Origin of the sequence: Fibrobacter sp. HC4 (genome assembly GCF_023373925.1) — a bacterium.
Classification (GTDB): domain Bacteria; phylum Fibrobacterota; class Fibrobacteria; order Fibrobacterales; family Fibrobacteraceae; genus Fibrobacter.
Genome location: NZ_JALCZV010000002.1, coordinates 1 through 22,244, shown reverse-complemented (window position 1 = coordinate 22,244; position 22,244 = coordinate 1). Strand labels below are relative to the sequence as shown.

Below are 22,244 nucleotides of genomic sequence, written 5' to 3'. Positions count from 1 at the left end.
TGAGATACTAGATTCTTCGCTCAGAATGACACCAACTCATCACTGTTAACTGTTAAAACACCGCTCTGGCTTCTGTGCTGAGTTTCTGGAAAACATTTTCCTCGGAGTTACCAAAGCGCAAAATGTAATGGCAGCCCAGAGAAATAAAATCATTCATGTCAATGGAAAGGGAGAATTCAAAACGATAGGTACGGCCATCACTATAACCGGACAGGACCTGATAGGGGATGTAATCCCCCCGGTCGTCCACCTGGATTACAGAAAAATTCGCAAAGGCATCCACTTTTTTTTGCTTGTTATATCCGACTCTAAAAGCGCCTTCCCAAAGGTCAGCTTCAAAATCATTATCAAGATCATCAGCTCCAGTTCCCTGGCGGTAACGGCCTAGAGGCTGAACGAAAAATCCGTTCAAGAAATCAAACCGATATTTCAAAGAAACATCATAGATGTTCCAGTTCCAAATTTGCAATGCAGAAAGTTCATCATCTTCCATCAACAGGTCCGCCCCAACAAAGTGATCAGGATTTATGCGATAGCCCGTTTCGATTTCATGGGAATAGACCGTTTCGAAATATGAAATGGAGCTGAGTTTTTTGTCAAAGGAGGCACCCGGTTTATAAGCGAGACTAACACCCGACGGATGTTCCCATTCCACCAGACCTTCCATGTTGATGCGTCCCGAAGTGGTTCGGCGCAAGGCGACTGCAGTGACCGGAGGGAAATACAAAGTGCGTCCTGTCGTATCGCTACCTTCTCCATTCCAGGAACCGCCAAAAGTAACATCACGCAAAATTCCTCGTTTTACACCAAGAGACACACCGGGATTCCAGCGGAAATCAAATCCGAAGGAGGCGTCCGACGAAAGAACGGCCCCCACGGAATCATTACGTCCCATACCGTCATAAACGAAATCGCCATTGTCGACTCCCTCGATAAACGTTCCCGTCAGGCTATCATAGCGCACATCTCCGGTACCAGGCGCCACCGCCTTATACACAGCCGTATAAATTTGCTCTTCTGTCAGACCGATTTTATAAGTGACGTTTCCCGTCAGGCCAATTTCGTCACCACCCATTCGGGAATTCAATTCCCCCACCCAGCTATTTTCCCCCTCGGAGGAATCGCGGGCAATACGTTCATACTGCAGCAGGTGATTCAAACTAAAGTAACGGGCTCCGTAATTCGCTTCCTGCAACCACATGGCCGACCGCAAGGAATCCGCCCATTCATTGCCATAGGTATCGCCCCTGCGACAGGCGATTCGACCTCCTGCACTTTCACGCAAGAAGCCTTTGTCAAAATACATCCCGAAACCGCCTGTGGATTTTCCGTACAGGACTTCATTATGAATCGCTCCCACGCCACCGTCAATTCCTGCCACATCAGAAGTTTCATCAATTCGCGTGTAGCGGAAATCGCCGCTGCCAAAGGGGCGTACAAAGCCCTGTAAAAATTCAGCGGAAGCGGTTCCCTGGTAACGTTCCATATTCCGGTCTGCGGTACTAGCCACACGAATCAAGGCCACTTCACTTAGGGAGTTTCTATTCCGATGTTGCAACGAAATTTTCGCCCTCGAGGAATTCCATTCTTCCCCATCGTTTCGGCGGTACCCCCAAAGGGCATTCCCGAACCAGCCATTTCCAAAGGCCGTGCGGAATTTTACCTCGTCGTAAAGCAAGTCGTCATCCAAGAATGCGGAACCACCGTAGGCCAAATCCCACTGGTCCTGCAAAATGTATGGATCCCAGTCCGAATTTATGCTGCGGAACTCCGTAACATCATAGCCTTCCATAATGCGGTTGCCGTAAACATCCATGGCCAACGGGAAATGCAGCAAGTCCCTGGTAGAATCTGTGGTAACAAACCAGCGGAACGCCTTGCCTTCCGGCCCACCCACATGATCAGAAACCGTATTGGAATCGCTCTTGTTCAGAGCCACTTCCAAGTCTGCGTAGAATTGCCGGTTCTGCTGAACGCGAAGGCGGGCCCCCATACGAGCGCTACGATCGGGGCGACGTAAAGCCCTCAGGGAATCATCACGAACAAAAACTTCTCCGCGGTCAGACTTCAACATATTGTAATCTTCGTCCGTCCACACGCCGCGACGCAAACGGTCCACATCGTTCTCCAACTGGAACATGGAAAGATCAAGATACAAGTTGGGATGCCTATAACTGGCGGCAGCCCCCTTCAGAGAATAAATGTTGTCATCTTCGTAGGCGTCGTACTCCACCCGAATTTCATCATCAAAGCTAGGAACAATGGAACCCTTGAAATCCAGCATACCGCCAGCATAATTCACCAGATAGTCTACACCGCGGGTCAGCTTCACCCCATTCATCCAGACCGTTTCGGACTGGGGCACAATGGCTACAAAGCCACCAGACGCATCCAGGGAATACCCCTCGCGCTGACCGCTGACACCATTCAGAGTTCGTCTAAAATGTTGAACCTCGTCGGTGCCAACAACGCCACGAACCTCAGTGTACCCCCCACCGAAATCACCACGCACACCACCCATGGCCCCAAGGCTACTCCGTTCAACGGAATACAGTTCCAAGGAATTGTCGACCCAGTTCAAATCCCCCAGATGCAAAAAATAACGGGGCGATTCCACGCGAAAGTATATTTGGTCCACTTCCCGCAAGGTAGCCGTGGTCTGGTCACCCGCCTTGCGGCCCACATCCGAAAGCAGGGCGTCAATCCATACGCTGTCGGCGAGACGCCCCGTTATAGAGAGGCGCAGTTCCTGATCCACCTGGGTGCCGCCATCGCCCACCGTAATCTGCATGGTCTTATAGCCGTGGGTTTCGACGGAATCATGACGAACATTTTCCGATGATTCATCTACGGAACCCAAACCGTTAGCGGTACTTATTGCGTCCCCATTACTTCGTACAAGAATGGAGGGGTCCCACACAGGCAATGAATCAACATTCATTGCAAACGCAAAATTTATAAGGGAAAGTAAAAAGAGCAGGCGAAGCCGTCCCAAACGCAATGGGCGGGACATAAAGGCTACCTACGGACGGGTTCCACAAGGAACTGCTGAGTCGACAGAAGCTTTCGACCTGCCGCCAGGTCAACACTCCACTCACCCGGTTTCAGAAGTTTTGGGACAATGGTCGTATGGCAAACGCCCATAGAAACAATGCAATTTGACTTCTGGACCGTATCCGCCCCGTTGTACCAAATATGCAACAAGGTATCGGATTCCAACTTTACAGACGTGGACAAGGTGGAGTAATAGTAAAGGCGAGTGCCTTCTTCAAAAACGCTATCTACACCGAAAGGGGAACCGTTCACGATATGGCTGCAAACCACACTCTGAGCAAGGGAAAGTTCTGCGTCGGCGGAGGAGCTAATAGAAACATCATCCAGGCAGAAGGCCACAATACGATGCACCAAGAAGCCGAAAAAGACGGCAACCACAATGATTGTCGTCTTTCTCAAATTACGTAATGCGGTAGCCTTTGCCACGGAATACCCGACAAACTAACTAGACCAAACTAGCGGACCAGTCGGCTGGTATTCTGGGTAAATGCAGGAACGGCATCCACCAGCTTTTCGACCAACAGGCGGTTGAAGTCCTCGATGCGGTTGGGCAGATGGTTGCCCGGGAAGATCTGCACAAGGAGCAAGGCCTGGTCTACAGGGGAAATGTAGATGGAACGATTGTCGCCAACATAAGAGACGGAGTTGAAATTTTCGCCACCCAACATGAGCCCCACCTGCTTGGCGGAGTCAAAGGAAGCGGTGCTCAGCACTGCCAGCGGAGTGGCATCGACACCAATGGAACCCACTTCTGCAATAATGGAACCATCGCGGTGGCAGAGCACAATGTATTCGGCCTTAATGCTAGCCTGATAGGCAGACATCAAACGGCGGACTTTGTCAGCATCATCAGAATAAATGGTAAAATCACTCATGAGTAGATTCCTTAAAAATCAGATTAGTCCTTCTTCTTGGGAACATAAGGACGCAGTTCGATTTCGTCGTCAGCCTCGTTGTTGGGCTTTGCTACATCACGACCAAAGGTGGGCATACGGGGAACCGGGGCTGCAGCGCGGGGGCGACCGAAGGGGGAAGATGTGGCTCCCTTCTGGAATAGACCACCACCGGCAGATGCAGGAGCGGCAGCACCACCAGCTGCAGGCGGCTTGGCTGCGAAAGAGGGCATGCGGAACGGAGATGCAGGGGCGGCGGCCTGTGCCGGCTGGGCGGTTGCTTCCTTAACGGAAACACCATCCTTGGTCAGGGACACATCGTGAACGCCAGCGTTGTTTGCATTGGCGGCAGCCTGGCGGAGGAAGCCCTGCTTGACGTTGAACTTTTCAATCACCAGCATAGCGATGGTCTTCAGGGTAGTAACCACGCCCTTACCGTTATGGGCAGTTGCCGGGAAGAAAGGCACGTTGCGCTGATTCAGTTCAGCATTCAGTTCTTCAAGAGTAAAGACGTTTTCCATGTCGCGCTTGTTGTACTGAAGCACGAAAGGCATATCGTCCAGGTCCATGCCGTAGTCCTGCAGGTTCTGTCTAAGGTTCTGCAAGCTTTCCAGGTTTTCGGCCTGACGGGAACGCTGGGAGTCAGCCACGAACACGATACCATCCACACCGCGAAGCACCAGCTTACGGGTACTATTGTAGTACACCTGACCGGGCACGGTATAAAGCTGGAAGCGGGTCTTGAAACCCTTAATGTCACCCAGGTTCAGCGGAAGGAAGTCGAAGAACAAGGTTCGATCACCTTCGGTAGCCAAGGAGACCATGTCCGTACGCTTGTCTTGCGGCATCTTCTGGTGGATCACCTGCAAATTGGTGGTCTTTCCGCTCAAGCCCGGACCGTAGTAAACAACTTTACAACTAATCTCACGTGTAGCAAAATTTATTGACGACATTACAAATCCCTGAATACTCAGATTTTCAATTAATCATTGATAATTTAACAAAAAAAGAAATGTTTTTAACAATCAAAGGATGAATTGAAACGTCTAAAAGCAAGTATTTCGGCAAGAAAAAGAAAATTTTACGTAAAAAGGGGATCGCGGGACAAGTTCCGCATACATGGGAAAGACAATTAATAGAAAATAGGTAAAAACAGGAAAGGCCGATACAGTTTCCTGTATCGGCTAAACCTTAAGCACTTAACTAAAAATTAAGCGAGGCTGTTGATGACCTTAGCGGCCTTAGCCTTGTAGTTGGCAGCGCGGTTTGCGCAGAAGCCAGCGCGATGCTTTGCAGCAGCCTTGTCCAGCATGCTAAACAGTTCCGGCATAACCTTGAGGGCTTCTTCCTTGGTGGAGGCAGAACGCACAGCCTTGAGAGCGGTACGGATAGCGGAACGGGTAGAACGGTTCATGGCATTGGCCTTTTCGGCCTGAAGCAAACGCTTTTTGCAAGATTTGTGTTGAGGCACCTTATTATCTCCGGGTGAAAACCTACTTAAAAATGTTGGCACAAAGTTAGTAAATGTTTGAAACTTTTCAAGGGGTGTTCAAAAATTTCTACTTTTAGGGCCATGATTCCCTTCGTAAACCTGCAAAAACAGCGTGATTTCTACAAAAACGAGTTCCTCGAGGCCGAGAAAGAAGTGCTGGATAGCGGCTGCTTTATCGGCGGCCCTCAGGTAGACAATCTAGAAAAAGAGCTGGTCGATTACATCGGGCTCCCCGATTTGCAGGCCATTTCCTGCGGAAGCGGCACCGACGCCATCACCATTGCGCTTATGGCATTGGGGCTCAAACCAGGGGACGAGGTCATCGTTCCGGACTTTACGTTTATCGCTCCGGCGGAATGCGTCGCACTGTTGGGCGGAACCCCGCGATTCGCCGACATCAACAACCAGACGTTGCAGATCGACCCCGAAAGCGTTAGAAGCCTTATAACAGATAGGACCGTCGGCATTATCGGAGTGGATTTATTCGGGCAGTGCGCCCCCTTCGAAGAACTGCGCAGAATTTCCGACAAGCACGGACTCTGGCTGCTGGAAGACGCAGCCCAGGCTTACGGAGCCAAGTGCGGGAACCAGACGGCTTGCACATTGGGCGACATTTCCATTACAAGTTTCTACCCCACCAAGCCTCTTGGCTGTTACGGAGACGGCGGGGCCATGTTCACTCGAGACAGCCAACTGGCCGAAAAAATGCGAATGCTGGCCAACCACGGCAGCAAGGGGCACTACAATCACGAAACACTCGGTCTAAACAGTCGCCTAGACGCATTCCAGGCAGCAATTCTCCGAGTAAAGCTGAGACATTTAAAAGATGAACTGACTGTAAGGCGAGAAAACGCCCGTAAGTACGACGATTTTTTCAGTTTACCTGACTTCATAAAAAAAGTTTGCGGAGTAAACCCGCAGTTCATAGAACAAACAAACGAAAGTACATACGCCCAGTACACGTTGTTGTTAGAAAAACGCGACAAATTTATTGAAATATTGAAGAGTCAGGGCATTCCTTACTGTATTCATTACCCAAACACGCTATCCCAGCAGAAATGCTTTCGCGAAATGGTCGGCGAAGAAACGCAACCCATTACACCCAACGCCCAAAAGGCAACGAAACAAGCATTGAGCCTTCCCGTCTGCGCCTTCAGCGACGTTGAGGAAATTATAACGCGACTAAAAGCGGCAAGCTGCGCTTGCATTTAGGGGGCCTCGGTCATGCCTGGCAAGCGAGCTTGCCAGTCACGACTCTCGGCTTTTACTAAATTTGGCCTGTGCCGTTTTATTCCGATGACATTATTCGAGAGCTGAAGAGCCACGCAGATATTGCGCAGGTCATCGAGAACTTTTTGCCGTTGAAACGTTCCGGCAACGGCCGCTATGTGGGGCGCTGTCCTTTTCATGACGACCGTTCCCCTTCCATGAGCGTCAATCCCACCATCGGGATTTACAAGTGCTTCGCCTGCGGAGCCGGCGGTGACGTTTTTAAGTTCGTACGCGAACATGAAAAGCTAGACTTTAGAGGGGCCGTGGAATGGGTCGCCAACTATGTTGGTTTCGCCCTCCCCCAGCTAGATAACGAGAACGCCGAGGTTTCCGAAGAGCGGGCCATGGTCCGCAAGCTAAACGAGCTGGCTTGCCAATGGTTTGAAAGTCAGCTGTCCATGAGCCAGAAGGCCCTGGAATACCTGGCCAACCGACACATTACCGAAGAGACACGCAAACTGTTCCACATCGGCTACGCTCCCGATGGCCGCGAAGGTTTTATCGGATATGCAGTCAAGAACGGATTTTCTCCCCTGGACTGCGTCAAGGCAGGTCTCGCCGTGGAACGCGAAAACGGCGGAGTGTCTGACAAGTTCCGCGACCGTCTGATGATCGCCATCCAGAACCAGTCCGGAATCGTAGTGGCATTCGGAGGACGCGACCTCTCTGGTAATTCCCCGGCCAAGTACATGAACAGCCCGGAATCAGCCACCTACCACAAAAGCGACATCCTCTTCGGATTCAACCACAGCCGCGTAAGCATCGCCAAGGAAAAATCCGTCATCATCGTGGAAGGCTACTTCGACCTGATGAGTCTCTATCAGGGCGGCGTCACCAACGTGGTGGCCGCATCGGGAACCGCCCTCACCGAAAATCACGCCAACATCCTTTCTCGCTACGCCAAGACCGCCTACCTGGTTTTTGACGGTGACGCCGCCGGCAAAAAGGCAACCCTCCGCAGTTTGGAAATCGTGTTGCCCAAGGGAATCGCCCCCCGCGTTTTTGCACTGTCCCGGCCCGACGGCACCAAGATCGACCCCGACAACTTCGTAAACGAACAGGGTCCCGACGCCTTCAGGCAGGCACTCACCCAAGCCGAAGACTGGCTCAACTATCTGGCCATGGAACGCAACCCCCGCACCCCCGAAGAAAGGGCGGAATTCGTCAGCTACGTCAAGAGCTTGGTTAAAAGTATAGACGATCGCGAACTGCAGAATCAATATCTCAAACTTATTTCGGAACGTTACAATACAGACCGTTCCCTGGCACACGTCAAGAGCATCAAGCCCGCCTACAAGGCTCCTCGCCCCGTGGCAAGTTCCAACTCCCAGGGCGAAGTCATCCCTCAGTTGGAGCAGGAAGCAAGCATCGACTGGGCCATGATCCCGCCCATGGAAGTACGCTTCGCCAACCTGATTCTGCGCAACCCCACCTTGATGGACCGAGCCGCAGAATACTTCGACATGGACTGGGCCACCAGCGGCATCCAACTTTTTGAATCCCGCGTCGTAGAAGATTTCATCAGTTCCACCGTGGCCATCTACCTGGAATCGGGTTACCACTCTCCCCAACTTTTGTACGAGAACTTCTCTCCGGAACTGCGACTGTTCCTGGAAGGCCTCCCCGAAGAGCAGTGGAAGTCCCCCCAGGAAATCAAGGAATTCTACCAGACCCTGACGGTGCTTTCTACAAAACTTTGCGACAGGCAAAAACGCATGATTCCCCTGAACTCCAACGACGCCGTTGAAATCAGAATGCAGATGTCCAAGTTCACCCAGGGAATGCAAAAAATCAACCAGCTCTACAGCACCGAAAAAATTGACATCAACGCCTTTGCGGACCAGGTGGTCAAAAGTCGAAGCATGTTGATGAAGTTCCAAGCGGCCATCCCCGACAATGGGTATTGATTATTTTGGGGTTCGCAAACAAGGAACGCAGACTTTATAAATAAAGAGGAAAAAATGTTAAGCATCAAGAATCTTAAGGCAAGCATCGAAGACGGCACCCAGATTTTGAAGGGCATCAACCTGGAAGTAAAGCCCGGTGAAGTCCACGCCATCATGGGCCCCAACGGAAGTGGCAAGAGCACCCTTTCAAAGGTCATCGCAGGCCATCCGGCTTACACCGTCAACGACGGCGTCGTAGAACTTGACGGCAAGAACCTCTTGGATATGGAAATCTGCGAACGCGCCAACTCCGGTCTGTTCATCAGCACCCAGTACCCCACCGAAATCCCCGGCGTAAATAACGTGGAATTCCTGCAGATGGCATTGAACTCCAAGCGCAACTTCCTGGGCCTCCCGGAAATGAGCGCCGACGAATTCAAAAAGCTCTGCGAAGAGAAGATGGAACTTCTGGAGATGGACAACCGCTACCGCGACCGCGGCGTCAACGAAGGTTACTCCGGCGGCGAAAAGAAGCGTAACGAAATCCTCCAGATGGCAATTCTCGACCCCAAGGTTTCCTTCCTGGATGAAACTGACTCCGGTCTGGACATTGATGCCCTGCGCATTGTGGCAAACGGCATCAACCACATCATGAGCCCCGAAAAGGCAGTGATTCTGGTGACCCATTACCAGCGCCTGCTGGATTACATCAAGCCCACCTACGTTCATGTGCTGCGCCATGGCAAGATTATCCTAAGCGGCGGTCCTGAACTGGCATTGAAGCTGGAAGAACAGGGCTACGACTGGATTGAAGAAAAGTAATCGAGGGCCAAATGAGCTATATGAATTCTGAATTAGCACAGGCCGCCCAGGCTCGCATCAACGCCCTTGGCATGCCCAAGCGCAACAACGAGCTGTGGAGTTTCTTCCCGGTCCATAAGATTCCATCTGTAGTGGATGCTGGTGCCGATTGCACTGCTGGTGGGATCGTCGCGAACAGCGCCGCTGTGGAATGCGCCGACTTCGGCATTGCCGCCGAAACCGACATTGCAGCCCTTCTGCCCATCGCAAAGTCCGCACCCGCCATGAAGAAGGATTTTGCCGCAGGCGAAACCGAAATGGGCCTCATCAAGAGCCGTGACGACTTCGGTCACAGCATTTTCAACATCGGGAAGAACGCCAAGGTCTCCCTCGAAATTCTGGACAACAAGGTGGAACACGAAATTGCCGCCGAGCGCTTCGACATTAACGTGGAAGAAGGCGCTGAGCTGGAAATCTTCTTTGCCAACCCCGCAAACGAACTGCCGCTGCAGTTCCGCCATTTCGCGATTAAGCAGTCCGCAAATTCTACGGTTCACTTTTCCAACATCCTGCAAGACGCAGGCATCGGCCGCATCAGCATTGACGTGGACTTGAACGGCGAAGGCGCCAACTTCGATTACCGTTCTCTCAGCGTGTTGAAGGGCTCCGCCAGCAAGCACCAGCGCCTGACCATCCGCCATAACGCACCCAACACAGTCAGTTCGCAGTTTGCCCGCAACCTACTGGACGAAAAGTCCTACGTCAGCTACGATGGAAGCGTCATTGTGGGTAACGGATGCAGCCAGGTGAACTCTAGCCAGCTGGTAAATTCCATTCTCCTAGGTGACGAATCCAGCGTTTCCGTGAAGCCCGTGCTGAAGATTTACCACGACGATGTGGAATGTACCCACGGTAATACCTGCGGTGAACTTGACGCCGACCAGATGTTCTACCTGACCAGCCGCGGCATCCCCGCCGAAACCGCCAAGAAGATGCTCATGAAGTCCTTCGCCAAGGAGCTGTTCCTGCCCCTGATCGACGGCCCCGCCAAGAAGCGTCTGCTGCAGGTATTGGCATACCTGTAGTTAAATCAAAGTTTTGTTAACGAAAATCCCCGGAAACGGGGATTTTTTTGTCAATAAAAATAGCTTTTCCATTAAAATACCTCTCAAATGACATTTTTTTGTCAATAAAACTTTATACATTAGGAGTATGAAACTTTTATCTAAAATCCTGGTCTCTTTAGCTATTTTCTCGGCATTTGCTTTCGCCAACGTTCAAAGTATAGCCGACACTTTGCACAACAAGGTTTCAGAAAATATTGAAAAGAAAATCGCTGCAGCCGAGGCCGCAGTAACCGAGATTTCCAAACTGGCAAAAAACGATCCTTCCGATTCCGCCATCCTGGAACGTCTCAACAAGACGGATTCCTTAGGCGAAACCACAGCAAAAAAGCACGCCGTCTGGATCAAGCTGGAAGGCGACGTGGAGCCCGCCATGTACGATTTCTGTGCCCGTGCCATTGGCGACGCCTTAAAGGAAAATCCGGACTACATCATTTTTGAAATCAATACCTTTGGTGGCCGACTTGACGCCGCATTCGACCTGGTAGACACCATCATGGCGATTCAAGGTCCACAAACAATCGCCTTTGTAAAGAAGAAAGCCATCAGTGCGGGCAGCCTTATCGCTCTTGCCTGCAGCAAGCTTTATATGATGGAAGCCACCACCATCGGCGACTGCGCGCCCATCGTACAGAACGGTGACGGAACCCCGCAGATTGTGGGAGAAAAGATTCAGTCCCCTCTCCGCGCCAAGTTCCGCAACCTGGCCCAGAAAAATGGTTACCCCGAGCTACTGAGTTCCGCCTTTGTAACACCGGAACTAGCGATTCTTGAGCTCAGCACGACATTGGATGCCGGTAAGAAGACCGAACGAGATACGTCCATGATTATTGAAGCCGCAAAGTACGAAGTTCTAAGTCAGAAGGACATCGAATTCTGGGGTGCACCCAAGATTCTTGTAAAGGAAGGAGAACTTCTGACCATGACGGACAAGGAAGCTCTAGAACTGGGTTTTTCTCAGGGAACCTTCAAGAGCCGCAATGAATTCGAAAAGACTCTTTTCATCGAAAGTCGTAGTGAAGTAGAAACGACCCTTGGCGAAGACATCGCCAGCGCCATTGCCGCCATTAGCGGATTGCTATTAATTCTTGGATTCGGCGCCCTGTACATTGAGTTCAAGACTCCTGGTTTTGGAGTTTTTGGAATTGTCGGTATCGCATTGATTGCCGTGGTGTTCCTAGGACAGTTCGCACCTCAGCTAGACGGAATGTTCCCCGCCATTCTCCTGATTGCAGGCGTAGCCCTTTTCCTAGTTGAAATTTTTGTAATGCCAGGAACGTTCCTCTTTGGCGTAGGTGGCATTATCTGCATGATTCTAGCCCTTGCCTTTAGCTATGATCCTGCCAATATTCCCGAATACGTTCCCGAAGCTACTGAAGAAACCTTTGATGCCCTTCCCTGGCTATTCGGATTATTCTACATGCTTTGCTGTGCGGCAATCGCACTCATATTCCCCATTGCGGCAAGCAAATACATTATACCATTGCTACCTGAAGGCTGGACTCCTATGTTGAAAACTGATTTGGAAACAGCCTCCTCCCCCACAGAAGCCGTCAGCGAAATTCACGTTGGCGATATCGGAGTTGCAAAGACGTTCTTACGTCCCGTTGGACAAGCCTCCTTTACATTGCCTGACGGGAGCGTCAAACTTTATGATGTTCATACAAAAGGTGAAATCATTGAGGCCGGTCAGAACATCAAGGTAGACGCAGTGCAGGAAGGTCACATTTTCGTTTCTGCCTGTTAGCGCCAACATCCCATATTTAATCATCAATCGTCAATTATCAATGAATAACTTCATCATTTTTGATAATGCGCCTCGGTCATAAAAATAAACAAGTTTATTTTTGCGACACTCGGCTTAATTATCAATTAAGTTTAATTACCACGAGGAATACAACATGGATACACTCATTACCGTAGGCATTGTCATTGCCGCCATCGTCGTCATCATTCTTCTCGCCTTTATCGGCAAGTTCTTTAGCCTCTGGCTTCAGGCCTTGTTCTCCAGGGCAAACGTGAGCATCTTCCAGCTCATCGGTATGCGTCTCCGTAAGGTGCCACCCCAGGTGATTGTGGAAGCACGCATTCTGAGTTGCAAGGCAGGCCTCCCCGTCGACACCAACTTGCTGGAAGCCCACTTCCTTTCTCGCGGTAACGTGCTCCGCGTAATCCAGGCTCTCATTGCTGCCAACAAGGCAAACATCAAACTGGACTTCAAGGAAGCTGCGGCTATCGACCTTGCCGGTCGTAACGTTCTTGAAGCTGTCCAGATGTCCGTGAATCCCAAGGTTATTACAACGCCCAAGGTTTCCGCTGTGGCTCTGGATGGTATCCAGCTTCACGCTGTTACCCGTATTACCGTCCGTGCAAGCATCCAGAAGCTGGTTGGTGGTGCTGGTGAAGAAACCGTTATCGCCCGTGTTGGCGAAGGTATCGTGTCTTCCATTGGTTCTGCACAGAGCCACAAGGAAGTTCTTGAAAACCCCAACATGATTTCCAAGAAGGTGTTGGCATCCGGCCTGGACGCTGGTACCGCATTCGAAATTCTCTCCATCGATATTGCCGACGTGGACGTTGGTCAGAACATCGGTGCTATCCTTGAAACTGACCGCGCCGAAGCCGACAAGAAGATTGCTCAGGCTAAGGCGGAAGAACGCCGCGCCATGGCATTCGCCGCCGAACAGGAAATGAAGGCCAAGGTCATGGAAATGAAGGCTAAGCTAGTTGAAGCTGAAGCCCAAATTCCTATGGCCATGGCAACCGCCCTCCGCGACGGAAAGCTTGGCGTCATGGACTATTACAACATGAAGAACATCGAAGCCGACACCCAGATGCGTAAGGAAATCGGGACTGGCAGCGAAGCTGCCAAGTAGCGTAAAGTAGAAAGGATAAAGGTTAAAGATGTTCGCCTACAGGAAACTTAAGGTTTATCAAAAATCTTTGCAATGGGTTATAGACATATATAATCTTACGTCAACATTTCCAACTGCAGAGAAATTCGCTTTGACAAACCAAATTCAACGAGCCGCAGTTTCTGTAACATCAAACATTGCAGAAGGCTCTGGCAGAACGTCTACCAAAGATTCGATCCATTTTTTGGAAATAAGTTTTGGATCTCTGATGGAAGCACAAAGCCAATTGGAAATCGCAGCTCTTTTGAATTACATTTCCAAAGAGCAACTCACATCCATTGAATGCAAAACGGAAGAAATTGCCAAAATGCTTTCTGGCTTAAAGTCTGCGAAATCAAGAAATTCAAATTAGCAATCCTTTAACCTTTATCCTTTAACCTATAACCTAATAACTCATATGGAAGGTTTACTCATTCTTATCGGCATCTACGTTCTTGATATTGTCATCAAGAAGGTTGCTGCAGGTAAAAAGAAACAACAGGATCAACATCGGGAAATTCCTCCTGATGACGAATTCGATAATGAACAGCAGGAAGAACAGACTAGCCATACAAAGCCACGTTCCCTGCAAGATCTTATTCGCCAATTTGAGGAAGCCCAACGAGAAAATTCCGGAGGAACCTATGTTCCGCCATCTCCCGAAGTAGAGGATGATGAGGAAGACGTGGGCCTGCCAGTCGTCACGCCGGCGAAGCCCGGAGAATACACCTTCAGCGAAATCGCTGAATCTGTGGTCCAGTGGGAATACGTAAGTGTTGAGCTGCTGCAGGAAGCTTTCGGTTTCTCTGAGCGGATTGCCCAGCAGGTTCTTGCGGAACTTCAGGCAAAGCGCATCGTTGGCCGCGACATGGGCGATGGAGATTGCGACCTTCTTGTCCACGACAAGGTTGAGCTAGACAACCACTTCAAGCGATTACAGCGCGAAGCGGAAGAACAGCAGGCCGCTGCCGCCCAGGAAGCATCCCTCCAAGAACGTCGTGAAGCCGAGCTGAAGCACCAAAAGGAATTGGCAGAACTTGAAGAGCGAGCCCGGCAACTACGTGAGCAGGCTGGTCAGGGAACGTCTCCTGACATGAATGAAGCTATCGGGGAACCTTGTCTAGCCAGTGCAGACAACCACGTCCACACACGCAATCTTGACAAGTTCGAAATCCGCCGCGGCTTCATCTGGGCAAAGGTTCTCGACGAGCCCCGCTTCAAAAAACGCTGGAGCGCCCGGGCACGTTAGTTGTCAGACAACTCTTAAAAGCAAAAGCGTCGAGGTCTTACCCCGACGCTTTTCTATTTCATTTTCAAGTTATGCAACAAGCAAACTTTGTGCAGGATTCACTAACCTTGAGCAAAACGGCTCAGGAAGCTAGCAAGGCGTTCGTTACCGGACTGGTTGAATACGAAATCAGGAGAGCCCTGTTCCACGATTACGCCCTGGTCCATAAAGATTACCTTGTTTGCAACGTCGCGGGCAAAGGCCATCTCGTGGGTCACGATGACCATGGTCATCTTCTGGTCGGCAAGGCCCTTGATAATCTTCAGCACTTCGCCGGTCAGTTCCGGGTCCAGGGCGCTGGTAGGTTCATCAAAGAACAGAATCTTGGGCTGCATGGCCAAGGCGCGGGCAATGGAAACGCGCTGCTGCTGGCCACCGGAAAGTTCACAGGGGTAAGCCTTTTCCTTGGTTTCAAGTCCCATCTGCTTAAGCAGTTCGCGGCCACGCTTGCGAGCTTCTTCACGATCCATTCCCAGAACGCGGATAGGCGCGATGGTCAAATTCTGAAGCACCGTCAAGTGCGGGAATAGATTGAAGTTCTGGAAAACCAGACCTGTAGACAAACGAATTTCGCGAAGGACACTGGCAGGAGCGTACTTGGCAACGCCCTTCTTGTCCACACCCACAACCATGTCCTTGCCATTCACGCAAACCGTACCGGCATTCATGGTTTCCAGCTGGGTAATGCAGCGGAGAAGCGTAGACTTGCCGCTACCAGAGGGGCCAATGATAGAAAGAACTTCGCCTTCCTTCAGGTCGAAGGAAATATCCTTAAGAACGTGGTTATCGCCAAAGGACTTCTTTAGGTGTTCTACTTTCAAAACAGCGTTCATACTCATCTTTAACCTTTATCCTAGATTCTTCACTTCGTTCAGAATGACACCGAAACGTATCACTTATAATAGTTCAGTTTCTTTTCTACGTAGGCGAAAAGGCAACTGAGCAAAAGGTTTGCGATATAGTAGAACACACCGGCCACAAACAGCGGATAAATGCTGGCGTAGGCCGCCTGCTGCTTTTTAGCCAGAGAGAAAAGTTCCGCCACGGCAATAACCTGAGCCAGGGACGTATCCTTCACCAGGGTAATGACTTCGTTGGCGCTGGCAGGAACAACCTGCTTTACAACCTGAGGCAAGATAATGCGGAAGAAAGTCTGGCCGCGGGTCAAGCCAAGCATAGTAGCCGCTTCGTACTGACCCTTGGGAATAGCCTGAATGCCACCGCGGAAAATTTCAGCAAAGTAGGCCGCATAGTTGATGGAGAATGCAGCCACCACCGCCGGAAAGCGGTCAAAGGAAATTCCCAGGCCAGAGAATTCGCTGAGGTAATAGGACCCGAAATAGATAGCTACAATCTGCAGCAAGAGCGGTGTACCGCGCATCACGGAAATGTAGAAGGACACCGGATAACGGACAACGCGGTACTTGCTCATCTTCAGCACTGCGACCAAGAGTCCCAGCGGAATGGAGAACAACAGCGTCAGTCCAAAGATTTCTAGAGTGGTAACGAAACCGCCCCACAAGACAGGCAGAAGAGTAACTAAATCAGACATATCAGCTATGAGGTTTGAGGTTCGCAGCTACGCTGCTAGAGGTATGAGTTTTTTATTTGGCGCTCCGCGCATTATATTAAAAGCGCCAAAGGCGCCATGCTTCGCTCAAAGTGCCGCAGGCACGCCCTCACACCTCAAAGCGAAGCGACCTCGATCCTACTTACCGAACCACTTGGCCTGGATTTCAGCGAACTTGCCGTCAGCCTGCATAGCCTTGATGGTTTCGTTCACGGCGTCGCGGAGAGCCTGGTCCTTCTTGCGGAAGCCGATAGCATAGACTTCATCGCTGAGGCCTTCTTCAAGAACCACGAAATCCTTGGCGTTGGAAGCGATCCAGTACTTGGCGACGATTTCATCCAGGAATACAGCGTCTACACCGCCCTTGTCCAGGTCCATCATAGCGGTCTGGTTATCGTCGAAGGGAACGATTTCCTTGGCGGCCTTGCCAGCGTCAGAAGCTTCAAGCAACTTCTGGGCAGTGGAACCGTTCTGCACGGCAATCTTCTTGCCAGCGAGAGCAGCGAGGTTAGCAAGAGCCTTGTCCTTCACGGAGAAGATCATGCGGTTCTTGAGGTAGGCGTCGCTCAGGTTCATGGCGGCAGCGCGGGCAGAGTCAACGCTCATGCCGTTCCAGATGCAGTCGATCTTGCCAGTGTTCAGTTCCTGTTCCTTAGCGTCCCAGGAAATGGGCTGAGTCTTGAGAGTCACACCGAGACGTGCGCAAACTTCAGCAGCCAAGTCAATGTCAAAGCCCACAATGTTATTGTCCTTGTCGCGGAAGCCCATGGGCGGGAAAGAGTCATCGAGGCCCAGCACGAAAGTGCCTGCAGCCTTCACCTTGTTCAGGGATTCGTCAGCCTGTGCTGCGTTATCATTCTTCTGTTCGTTGCAGCCGAACAAAAAAGCGGCACAGCAGGCAACCATTGCTATCTTTGTGAAAAACTTCATTGTGTAACTCCTTTAAAATTCTACTGGGTAAATGTAGTTAAAGTTGACTCTAAATTGTTCTACAAAAAAGAACTCCACCCGGAGTTTAACCCGAACGGAGTTCTTGACTTGCTCAAAGGCCTGAAGCCCCACACCTCAAAGGGAGCGAAGCGACCGACCTCATACCTCACGCCTCATTAATCCTTGCCGTACACCTTTTCAGCGTAGGTAGCGGTTGCCATGAGGTATTCGCGGTTCATTTTGGCGATGTAATCCACGGTGATACCCTTCGGGCAAGCAGCCTGGCATTCGTAAAGGTTGGTGCAGTTACCAAAGCCTTCCTTGTCCATCTGTGCCACCATAGCGAGCACGCGCTTCTTGGCTTCGACCTTGCCCTGGGGCAAGAAGCTGAGGTGAGAAACCTTAGCAGAGACGAAGAGCATAGCGGAAGCGTTCTTACATGCAGCAACGCAAGCACCGCAACCAACGCAAGCAGCAGCGTCGAATTCTCCTCAAATCCCTGCAAAACACCATCGGCATCAGTATGACCGTATGCACCATGTAAAAGAAGCACGTTATAATTCGTCAAACTTTCCATAGGCTTGGGAACAGCCCGTGATTCGCAAACAATCAACAAAATCAAGAATAGAACAATCCTCTTTCTCATACTTTACTCCAAATCCACCACGACATCGTCACCTTTATAAAATTTTAAGGGTTCACGCCATGTAAACGTAGAATCAAGACATGAAATTTCTTGATTACCAAGGTTACATATATTTGCTCGCAGTTCTATCATATTCCCCCAAAAAATTCCCTTACTAAACACCAACGGCGCCAGAATCGTATCCTTTTCGTTCTTTAAAATGTTTCCCTCAAGAGGACGCTTTCCAGGAAGGGAACAATACACGTCATAACCCCACGCACGGACATCATCGCACTTCTGTATCCACATCAGGTCTTCATCCAGTCTCTTGTAGGTGAGAACCCCCGACACGGTGTCCAAAACGGCATATTGGCAGCTATCGTTACCAGCTGTCAAATTTCCTTTTGCAAAAATTGCGCCATCAGTCCATTCCCTCAAGGAACCAATCGGAAAAGAAACAGAACAACCATCAAAAGACTGCCTAACTCCAATTATATGCGGTTTTTCGCCAATTTTCCAAAAGGAAAATGATGTCGCATTTTTCCAAACCAACAGATTCGGGTCCGTATTACCGCCCCAGACTACAGAATCCGACAATTGTCCCAAAACATACATGTATTGTCCATATCCATCGTCAACGGAATCCACAAAAACGGGGCCATCCAATTGTTCCCTGTAGTTATATACGCCAATGGTCCATCGTCCCAAACCGAACCGCTCTCCACTACACATGCAGTCAGCCTCATAACTCCATCTATTCGCATGAGCCACTATGGCAAAACTATCGTTAACGAAACCAACAATTTTCTTTTCGGTCGGGCCCGTCCACCGATACTCCATATCATCGCACGGATCATCGTAACACCCCCACATACATACACTTGAAATTACGGTTATGGCAGCCACAATCAGCCTTTGAAGTCCAAACTTGTTCAACAGATTTTTCACACCCAGTTCTCCTTAAAAATTTTTCTACACATTTTACTACAAAATAACAACAAACCGAGTTGTATGTCCAAAGTTCCGGTTCCCTCGTGCGGTGAATCAAGCATGATAAATTTGTCCACATCACCGTTGTAGAAGTTACCCTGCACGTATTCACGGGAGACGACACCGCCCATGCTGTGACCGATAAGGATATAACGAGATGCAAGTTGACGATAGAGGTTGGAGTTTTTACGGATGATTTCAAGAGCTTTTTGTCCAACCGTAGAATCTACAACAACAGAATCCCCAACAATATGCTTATTGTATATTTTCGCCTTCACTTCCTGAGCCTCTTCAAACAAGGCCCTACGTACGGAACACTTGTTATTCCCTTTCCAAGTTCTATCACCAATTTCGTATGCGTTATGTGCAGGGGACGCCGCTGGATTCGCAAAGGAACGTTGGATATAGATATACTCGGAGCCGTATGTTACCGTATCTTCAAAGACAGCGGAATCTAGCCAAAGAGTAAGTTTCTTTTCACCATCCTGATTATATGCCCCCAACATGCCTGCGGCATCACCCAAAGACTTTTGGAGTTTCGCGCTATCCATCTTAAGTTGTATAGTCTACAACCCAATTGTTATGAAAACCCCACGCACTACGAACAGTTTCATCACACGAACTTTCGAATCCTTGATTTTCCGGAGCAGCTCCATGAATAAGCACTACATTGTACCGGGAGAGTGCCCATACTATTGCCACGACTCTAGCCTTTATGTATATTATCTAAGAAATGGACAAGAAACTGATCAGATATACCGTTGCATGCGTCAACGAGTTCGCCGCAAACAAGAGCCTTACAGAAAAGCAGGCTTTTGATTATCTATGCAATCACGGAGCGATGGATTTCCTTGTCGAATTCTACGATGTGGAGCATACGCTTTCATTTGAAGACGCCATCAACGACCTAACGCTAGTCAGCCAGCAGAACGGAGGGAAGATACAGTGATTCTCTTCCACGGTTCGAACACGGACATCGCCCAAATTGAACTGTCCAAGTGCCGTCCGAACAAGGATTTCGGCAAGGGGTTCTACCTTACCACCATTCGGGAGCAGGCTGTAAGGATGGCGCAAAGGGTAGCAAGAATGTATGGCGGCTCGCCCACCCTGAATATATACGATTTCGACAATTCGGCGGACAAACTTGGAACCCTGAACATCCGTCACTTTGATTCACCCACCATAGAATGGGCGAAATTCGTCATCACGAACCGAAACGCAACGAAACTGAAAGACCCGCAGGAAGACTCCAACATAGACGGTCGGTTCGACTTGGTCATAGGGCCGATTGCGAACGATGACTTGGCATTGCTATTTAGGCAGTTTTCCGAAGGAACTATCTCTGTCGAAACGCTCGTTAGCGAGATGAAGTTCAAGAAACTAACCGACCAATATTCCTTCCACTCAGAAAAAGCGATTGCGCTGTTGAAAAAGAAGGAGTCGGTCCATGTCTAAGCCCAAAATGCTTGCTGAACTCATAACGGGAGACATCATCTCGTATATGATGGAAGACCAGAAAATCCCGCTCATCGAAGCAATGCGCAGGCTCTACGCGTCAGAAACATTCGCCAAGTTGGTTGACCTGGAAACCGGACTTTACCTTGAAAGTTCTCCCTATGTCTACGACATATTCAAGGCGGAACAGGAAAACGGGAAACTGACTCAACTCGAAGTCTAGCCTAAGCCGGCTCCTTACACAGCCAGCCTTTTCAACCTATACTCTACCTGGCTCAGGCACCCGAGCGTGCTATGCAACCTCCTGCGGTTATAGAACGCCTCAATATAGTCGAATATGTCCGACACCACCTCCCCCATGCAGGAATACTTTCTCCATTTTTTGCTATAAGCCAGGCGTTGCGGGCTGGCGTCTGAAGCCCGCAGTGGGGGGGGCGCGGAAGACCCAAAGGGGCTGACGCCCCACACCTCAAAGGGAGCGAAGCGACCGACCTCATACCTCAAAGCGAATGCCTTGGGCATGAGCGACCTCTTAATCCTTACCATAAACCTTTTCAGCGTAGGTAGCGGTTGCCATGAGGTATTCGCGGTTCATCTTGGCGATGTAATCCACGGTGATACCCTTCGGGCAAGCAGCCTGGCATTCGTAAAGGTTGGTGCAGTTACCAAAGCCTTCCTTGTCCATCTGTGCCACCATAGCGAGCACGCGCTTCTTGGCTTCAACCTTGCCCTGCTTCATCTGTTCTTCGTTGACAATGTCCAGCATTTCCAGGAAGGACGAATGTATGGGAAAATTACAAGGATTCAAGCAACTTCTTGAAAAGTCGTTCGCCAATGTGACGACCGCTAGAACGCAATATTTCTACAGCTTCGCGAACTTCATCTGCAGAAATGTAGCCATCCTTATAAGCGGCTCTAAAAATGCCGATTGTACCCATTATGTTGAGACCGATTGTTTTGGCAACATGCCTTGCCCTGATTTCATCAACAAGAAGTAAGTCCGCATTTAACCGATCTGTCAAAACGAGAGCCTCACTCTCACCAAGGTCAAGCCCCGTAGCCCTCCTAAAAAGGGAGACTTCTTGAGGATTGACATCTTGTATTTCAATGAATTCACATTTCCTAATCTCTTCCGCTTCTTCAGAAAAGTCAGGATTGGCAGTTAATTCTTCAAATACGCCTTGAGACGTTCATAGGTAGCGACATCCTCTTCGACCTCGTCCCAATCCATATCAAAGTAGGCAAAGCCCTCATTGGCATAAAGCTCGATTAGCTGCCACTTTGTGATACCGAGAATTTCGGCAGCGCGACCATGCGATATGGTCTCGTTCTTTACAAACGGATGCAACAACAAGGCCAACTGCACAAGTTCGCCTTCTGGCTTCGTCGCAATATACGGCTCCATATCCACCGGGATCTGAAGTTGGACTGTTGTCATTTCCATTGTAAAGCCTCCACTCTTAATATATAATTTTATCAAGAATAAAGCAACCTAGCCGATTTACGTGACACCGTTAGATGCTGTTCACTGAGGAGTTCCGAGGTGAAGCGTTTGGCGAATGTTACTGAATCGAATTATCTAGGATAAATATTGACAATACAAAATTCACAAAAAAGAACCCCGCCCGGAGTTTACCCGAACGGAGTTCTAGATCCTTCGTCTCCGGCGCAAGCGCCTTCGCTCAGGATGACATGCTAGGAATTAGTCCTTACCATAAACCTTTTCAGCGTAGGTAGCGGTTGCCATGAGGTATTCGCGGTTCATCTTGGCGATGTAATCCACGGTGATACCCTTCGGGCAAGCAGCCTGGCATTCGTAAAGGTTGGTGCAGTTACCAAAGCCTTCCTTGTTCATCTGTGCCACCATAGCGAGCACGCGCTTCTTGGCTTCGACCTTGCCCTGCTTCATCTGTTCTTCGTTGACAATGTCCAGCATTTCCAGGAAGGACATGTCGGGAGAAATGTCGCTG

23 protein-coding genes and 4 pseudogenes are annotated in these 22,244 nt (G+C 49.9%); 11 read left to right on the top strand and 16 right to left on the bottom strand.

The features are described 5' to 3' along the window. Nucleotides 1-52: 52 nt before the first annotated feature. The 5 genes and pseudogenes from MMG03_RS01330 to rpsT form a co-directional block, all read right to left on the bottom strand. Complete coding sequence (locus MMG03_RS01330; protein ID WP_249505445.1) at nt 53-2,941, bottom strand: hypothetical protein; 2,889 nt, start codon at nt 2,939-2,941, stop codon at nt 53-55. Nucleotides 2,942-3,018: 77 nt separating this feature from the next. Then, nucleotides 3,019-3,480, bottom strand: a complete 462-nt coding sequence (locus MMG03_RS01325; protein ID WP_073161376.1) for a hypothetical protein — start codon at nt 3,478-3,480, stop codon at nt 3,019-3,021. Between the two features lie 29 nt (nt 3,481-3,509). Next, on the bottom strand, nt 3,510-3,929 hold the full coding sequence (locus MMG03_RS01320) for a roadblock/LC7 domain-containing protein (RefSeq protein ID WP_073161377.1): 420 nt from the start codon (nt 3,927-3,929) through the stop codon (nt 3,510-3,512). A gap of 407 nt (nt 3,930-4,336) precedes the next feature. Next, nucleotides 4,337-4,900, bottom strand: a pseudogene (locus MMG03_RS16000) (GTP-binding protein); the annotation flags it as partial. Nucleotides 4,901-5,157: 257 nt separating this feature from the next. Then, on the bottom strand, nt 5,158-5,418 hold the full coding sequence (gene rpsT, locus MMG03_RS01310; RefSeq protein ID WP_073161379.1) for a 30S ribosomal protein S20: 261 nt from the start codon (nt 5,416-5,418) through the stop codon (nt 5,158-5,160). A gap of 102 nt (nt 5,419-5,520) precedes the next feature. Between rpsT and MMG03_RS01305 the strand changes: the two genes are divergently transcribed. From MMG03_RS01305 to MMG03_RS01270, 8 genes are all read left to right on the top strand, one after another. After that, on the top strand, nt 5,521-6,651 hold the full coding sequence (locus MMG03_RS01305; protein ID WP_073235036.1) for a DegT/DnrJ/EryC1/StrS aminotransferase family protein: 1,131 nt from the start codon (nt 5,521-5,523) through the stop codon (nt 6,649-6,651). A 68-nt stretch (nt 6,652-6,719) separates the two neighbouring features. Continuing rightward, complete coding sequence (gene dnaG, locus MMG03_RS01300) at nt 6,720-8,618, top strand: DNA primase (RefSeq protein ID WP_101479379.1); 1,899 nt, start codon at nt 6,720-6,722, stop codon at nt 8,616-8,618. A 54-nt stretch (nt 8,619-8,672) separates the two neighbouring features. Continuing rightward, entirely contained in the window at nt 8,673-9,419 is a 747-nt protein-coding gene (gene sufC, locus MMG03_RS01295; protein ID WP_073161382.1) for a Fe-S cluster assembly ATPase SufC, read from the top strand. Nucleotides 9,420-9,430: 11 nt separating this feature from the next. Then, nucleotides 9,431-10,483 carry a SufD family Fe-S cluster assembly protein gene (locus MMG03_RS01290; RefSeq protein WP_249505444.1) on the top strand — a complete coding sequence of 351 codons (1,053 nt, stop codon included), beginning with the start codon at nt 9,431-9,433 and terminating at the stop codon, nt 10,481-10,483. A gap of 127 nt (nt 10,484-10,610) precedes the next feature. Next, nucleotides 10,611-12,269, top strand: a complete 1,659-nt coding sequence (locus MMG03_RS01285) for a nodulation protein NfeD (RefSeq protein WP_249505443.1) — start codon at nt 10,611-10,613, stop codon at nt 12,267-12,269. Between the two features lie 154 nt (nt 12,270-12,423). After that, nucleotides 12,424-13,398 (top strand): flotillin-like protein FloA, encoded by a 975-nt coding sequence (gene floA / locus MMG03_RS01280; RefSeq protein ID WP_073235031.1) that lies wholly within the window; start codon nt 12,424-12,426, stop codon nt 13,396-13,398. 28 nt (nt 13,399-13,426) lie between these two features. Beyond that, nucleotides 13,427-13,789 carry a four helix bundle protein gene (locus MMG03_RS01275; protein WP_249505442.1) on the top strand — a complete coding sequence of 121 codons (363 nt, stop codon included), beginning with the start codon at nt 13,427-13,429 and terminating at the stop codon, nt 13,787-13,789. A gap of 45 nt (nt 13,790-13,834) precedes the next feature. Further along, on the top strand, nt 13,835-14,665 hold the full coding sequence (locus tag MMG03_RS01270) for a hypothetical protein (protein ID WP_249505441.1): 831 nt from the start codon (nt 13,835-13,837) through the stop codon (nt 14,663-14,665). A gap of 101 nt (nt 14,666-14,766) precedes the next feature. Here MMG03_RS01270 and MMG03_RS01265 read toward each other — a convergent pair whose 3' ends face one another. The 6 genes and pseudogenes from MMG03_RS01265 to MMG03_RS01240 form a co-directional block, all read right to left on the bottom strand. Then, nucleotides 14,767-15,537 carry an amino acid ABC transporter ATP-binding protein gene (locus MMG03_RS01265; RefSeq protein ID WP_146741778.1) on the bottom strand — a complete coding sequence of 257 codons (771 nt, stop codon included), beginning with the start codon at nt 15,535-15,537 and terminating at the stop codon, nt 14,767-14,769. A 59-nt stretch (nt 15,538-15,596) separates the two neighbouring features. Next, on the bottom strand, nt 15,597-16,256 hold the full coding sequence (locus MMG03_RS01260) for an amino acid ABC transporter permease (protein ID WP_249505440.1): 660 nt from the start codon (nt 16,254-16,256) through the stop codon (nt 15,597-15,599). A gap of 156 nt (nt 16,257-16,412) precedes the next feature. Continuing rightward, nucleotides 16,413-17,204, bottom strand: a complete 792-nt coding sequence (locus tag MMG03_RS01255; protein WP_249505439.1) for an amino acid ABC transporter substrate-binding protein — start codon at nt 17,202-17,204, stop codon at nt 16,413-16,415. A 176-nt stretch (nt 17,205-17,380) separates the two neighbouring features. Continuing rightward, a pseudogene (locus MMG03_RS01250) lies at nt 17,381-17,689 on the bottom strand (4Fe-4S dicluster domain-containing protein); the annotation flags it as partial. A 164-nt stretch (nt 17,690-17,853) separates the two neighbouring features. Continuing rightward, on the bottom strand, nt 17,854-18,777 hold the full coding sequence (locus MMG03_RS01245) for a hypothetical protein (protein WP_249505438.1): 924 nt from the start codon (nt 18,775-18,777) through the stop codon (nt 17,854-17,856). Further along, entirely contained in the window at nt 18,774-19,370 is a 597-nt protein-coding gene (locus MMG03_RS01240; protein ID WP_249505437.1) for a triacylglycerol lipase, read from the bottom strand. The genes MMG03_RS01245 and MMG03_RS01240 overlap by 4 nt, the downstream gene beginning before the upstream one ends. Nucleotides 19,371-19,552: 182 nt before the next feature. On the opposite strand from MMG03_RS01240, the gene MMG03_RS01235 reads away from it, so the two are divergent. The 3 genes from MMG03_RS01235 to MMG03_RS01225 are packed head-to-tail and all read left to right on the top strand — an operon-like array spanning nt 19,553 to nt 20,497. Further along, the gene (locus tag MMG03_RS01235) at nt 19,553-19,768 is read left to right on the top strand and encodes a DUF3791 domain-containing protein (protein WP_072801212.1); all 216 of its coding nucleotides are present in this window, start codon (nt 19,553-19,555) and stop codon (nt 19,766-19,768) included. After that, the gene (locus tag MMG03_RS01230) at nt 19,765-20,274 is read left to right on the top strand and encodes a DUF3990 domain-containing protein (protein WP_073235017.1); all 510 of its coding nucleotides are present in this window, start codon (nt 19,765-19,767) and stop codon (nt 20,272-20,274) included. The genes MMG03_RS01235 and MMG03_RS01230 overlap by 4 nt, the downstream gene beginning before the upstream one ends. Beyond that, entirely contained in the window at nt 20,267-20,497 is a 231-nt protein-coding gene (locus MMG03_RS01225) for a hypothetical protein (RefSeq protein WP_073161622.1), read from the top strand. The genes MMG03_RS01230 and MMG03_RS01225 overlap by 8 nt, the downstream gene beginning before the upstream one ends. A gap of 14 nt (nt 20,498-20,511) precedes the next feature. On the opposite strand, the gene MMG03_RS16315 is transcribed toward MMG03_RS01225, so the two are convergent. The 5 genes and pseudogenes from MMG03_RS16315 to MMG03_RS01200 all read right to left on the bottom strand — a co-directional run. Further along, nucleotides 20,512-20,796 (bottom strand): IS3 family transposase, encoded by a 285-nt coding sequence (locus tag MMG03_RS16315; RefSeq protein WP_406600060.1) that lies wholly within the window; start codon nt 20,794-20,796, stop codon nt 20,512-20,514. Nucleotides 20,797-20,806: 10 nt separating this feature from the next. After that, a pseudogene (locus tag MMG03_RS01215) lies at nt 20,807-21,013 on the bottom strand (succinate dehydrogenase/fumarate reductase iron-sulfur subunit); the annotation flags it as partial. Nucleotides 21,014-21,068: 55 nt separating this feature from the next. After that, nucleotides 21,069-21,296 carry a DUF3368 domain-containing protein gene (locus MMG03_RS01210; RefSeq protein ID WP_139258468.1) on the bottom strand — a complete coding sequence of 76 codons (228 nt, stop codon included), beginning with the start codon at nt 21,294-21,296 and terminating at the stop codon, nt 21,069-21,071. A gap of 140 nt (nt 21,297-21,436) precedes the next feature. After that, nucleotides 21,437-21,718 carry a UPF0175 family protein gene (locus tag MMG03_RS01205; protein WP_073235011.1) on the bottom strand — a complete coding sequence of 94 codons (282 nt, stop codon included), beginning with the start codon at nt 21,716-21,718 and terminating at the stop codon, nt 21,437-21,439. Nucleotides 21,719-21,976: 258 nt separating this feature from the next. Beyond that, nucleotides 21,977-22,244, bottom strand: a pseudogene (locus MMG03_RS01200) (hypothetical protein); the annotation flags it as partial.

What these genes read in the sequence shown, in the direction of transcription:
- MMG03_RS01330 (WP_249505445.1), bottom strand. Translation starts at nt 2,941, where the DNA reads ATGAATGTTGATTCATTGCCTGTGTGGGACCCCTCCATTCTTGTACGA.
- MMG03_RS01320 (WP_073161377.1), bottom strand. Translation starts at nt 3,929, where the DNA reads ATGAGTGATTTTACCATTTATTCTGATGATGCTGACAAAGTCCGCCGT.
- MMG03_RS01305 (WP_073235036.1), top strand. Translation starts at nt 5,521, where the DNA reads ATGATTCCCTTCGTAAACCTGCAAAAACAGCGTGATTTCTACAAAAAC.
- sufC (WP_073161382.1), top strand. Translation starts at nt 8,673, where the DNA reads ATGTTAAGCATCAAGAATCTTAAGGCAAGCATCGAAGACGGCACCCAG.
- MMG03_RS01290 (WP_249505444.1), top strand. Translation starts at nt 9,431, where the DNA reads ATGAGCTATATGAATTCTGAATTAGCACAGGCCGCCCAGGCTCGCATC.
- MMG03_RS01285 (WP_249505443.1), top strand. Translation starts at nt 10,611, where the DNA reads ATGAAACTTTTATCTAAAATCCTGGTCTCTTTAGCTATTTTCTCGGCA.
- floA (WP_073235031.1), top strand. Translation starts at nt 12,424, where the DNA reads ATGGATACACTCATTACCGTAGGCATTGTCATTGCCGCCATCGTCGTC.
- MMG03_RS01275 (WP_249505442.1), top strand. Translation starts at nt 13,427, where the DNA reads ATGTTCGCCTACAGGAAACTTAAGGTTTATCAAAAATCTTTGCAATGG.
- MMG03_RS01270 (WP_249505441.1), top strand. Translation starts at nt 13,835, where the DNA reads ATGGAAGGTTTACTCATTCTTATCGGCATCTACGTTCTTGATATTGTC.
- MMG03_RS01265 (WP_146741778.1), bottom strand. Translation starts at nt 15,537, where the DNA reads ATGAACGCTGTTTTGAAAGTAGAACACCTAAAGAAGTCCTTTGGCGAT.
- MMG03_RS01260 (WP_249505440.1), bottom strand. Translation starts at nt 16,256, where the DNA reads ATGTCTGATTTAGTTACTCTTCTGCCTGTCTTGTGGGGCGGTTTCGTT.
- MMG03_RS01255 (WP_249505439.1), bottom strand. Translation starts at nt 17,204, where the DNA reads ATGAAGTTTTTCACAAAGATAGCAATGGTTGCCTGCTGTGCCGCTTTT.
- MMG03_RS01240 (WP_249505437.1), bottom strand. Translation starts at nt 19,370, where the DNA reads ATGGATAGCGCGAAACTCCAAAAGTCTTTGGGTGATGCCGCAGGCATG.
- MMG03_RS01235 (WP_072801212.1), top strand. Translation starts at nt 19,553, where the DNA reads ATGGACAAGAAACTGATCAGATATACCGTTGCATGCGTCAACGAGTTC.
- MMG03_RS01225 (WP_073161622.1), top strand. Translation starts at nt 20,267, where the DNA reads ATGTCTAAGCCCAAAATGCTTGCTGAACTCATAACGGGAGACATCATC.
- MMG03_RS16315 (WP_406600060.1), bottom strand. Translation starts at nt 20,796, where the DNA reads ATGCCCAAGGCATTCGCTTTGAGGTATGAGGTCGGTCGCTTCGCTCCC.
- MMG03_RS01205 (WP_073235011.1), bottom strand. Translation starts at nt 21,718, where the DNA reads ATGGAAATGACAACAGTCCAACTTCAGATCCCGGTGGATATGGAGCCG.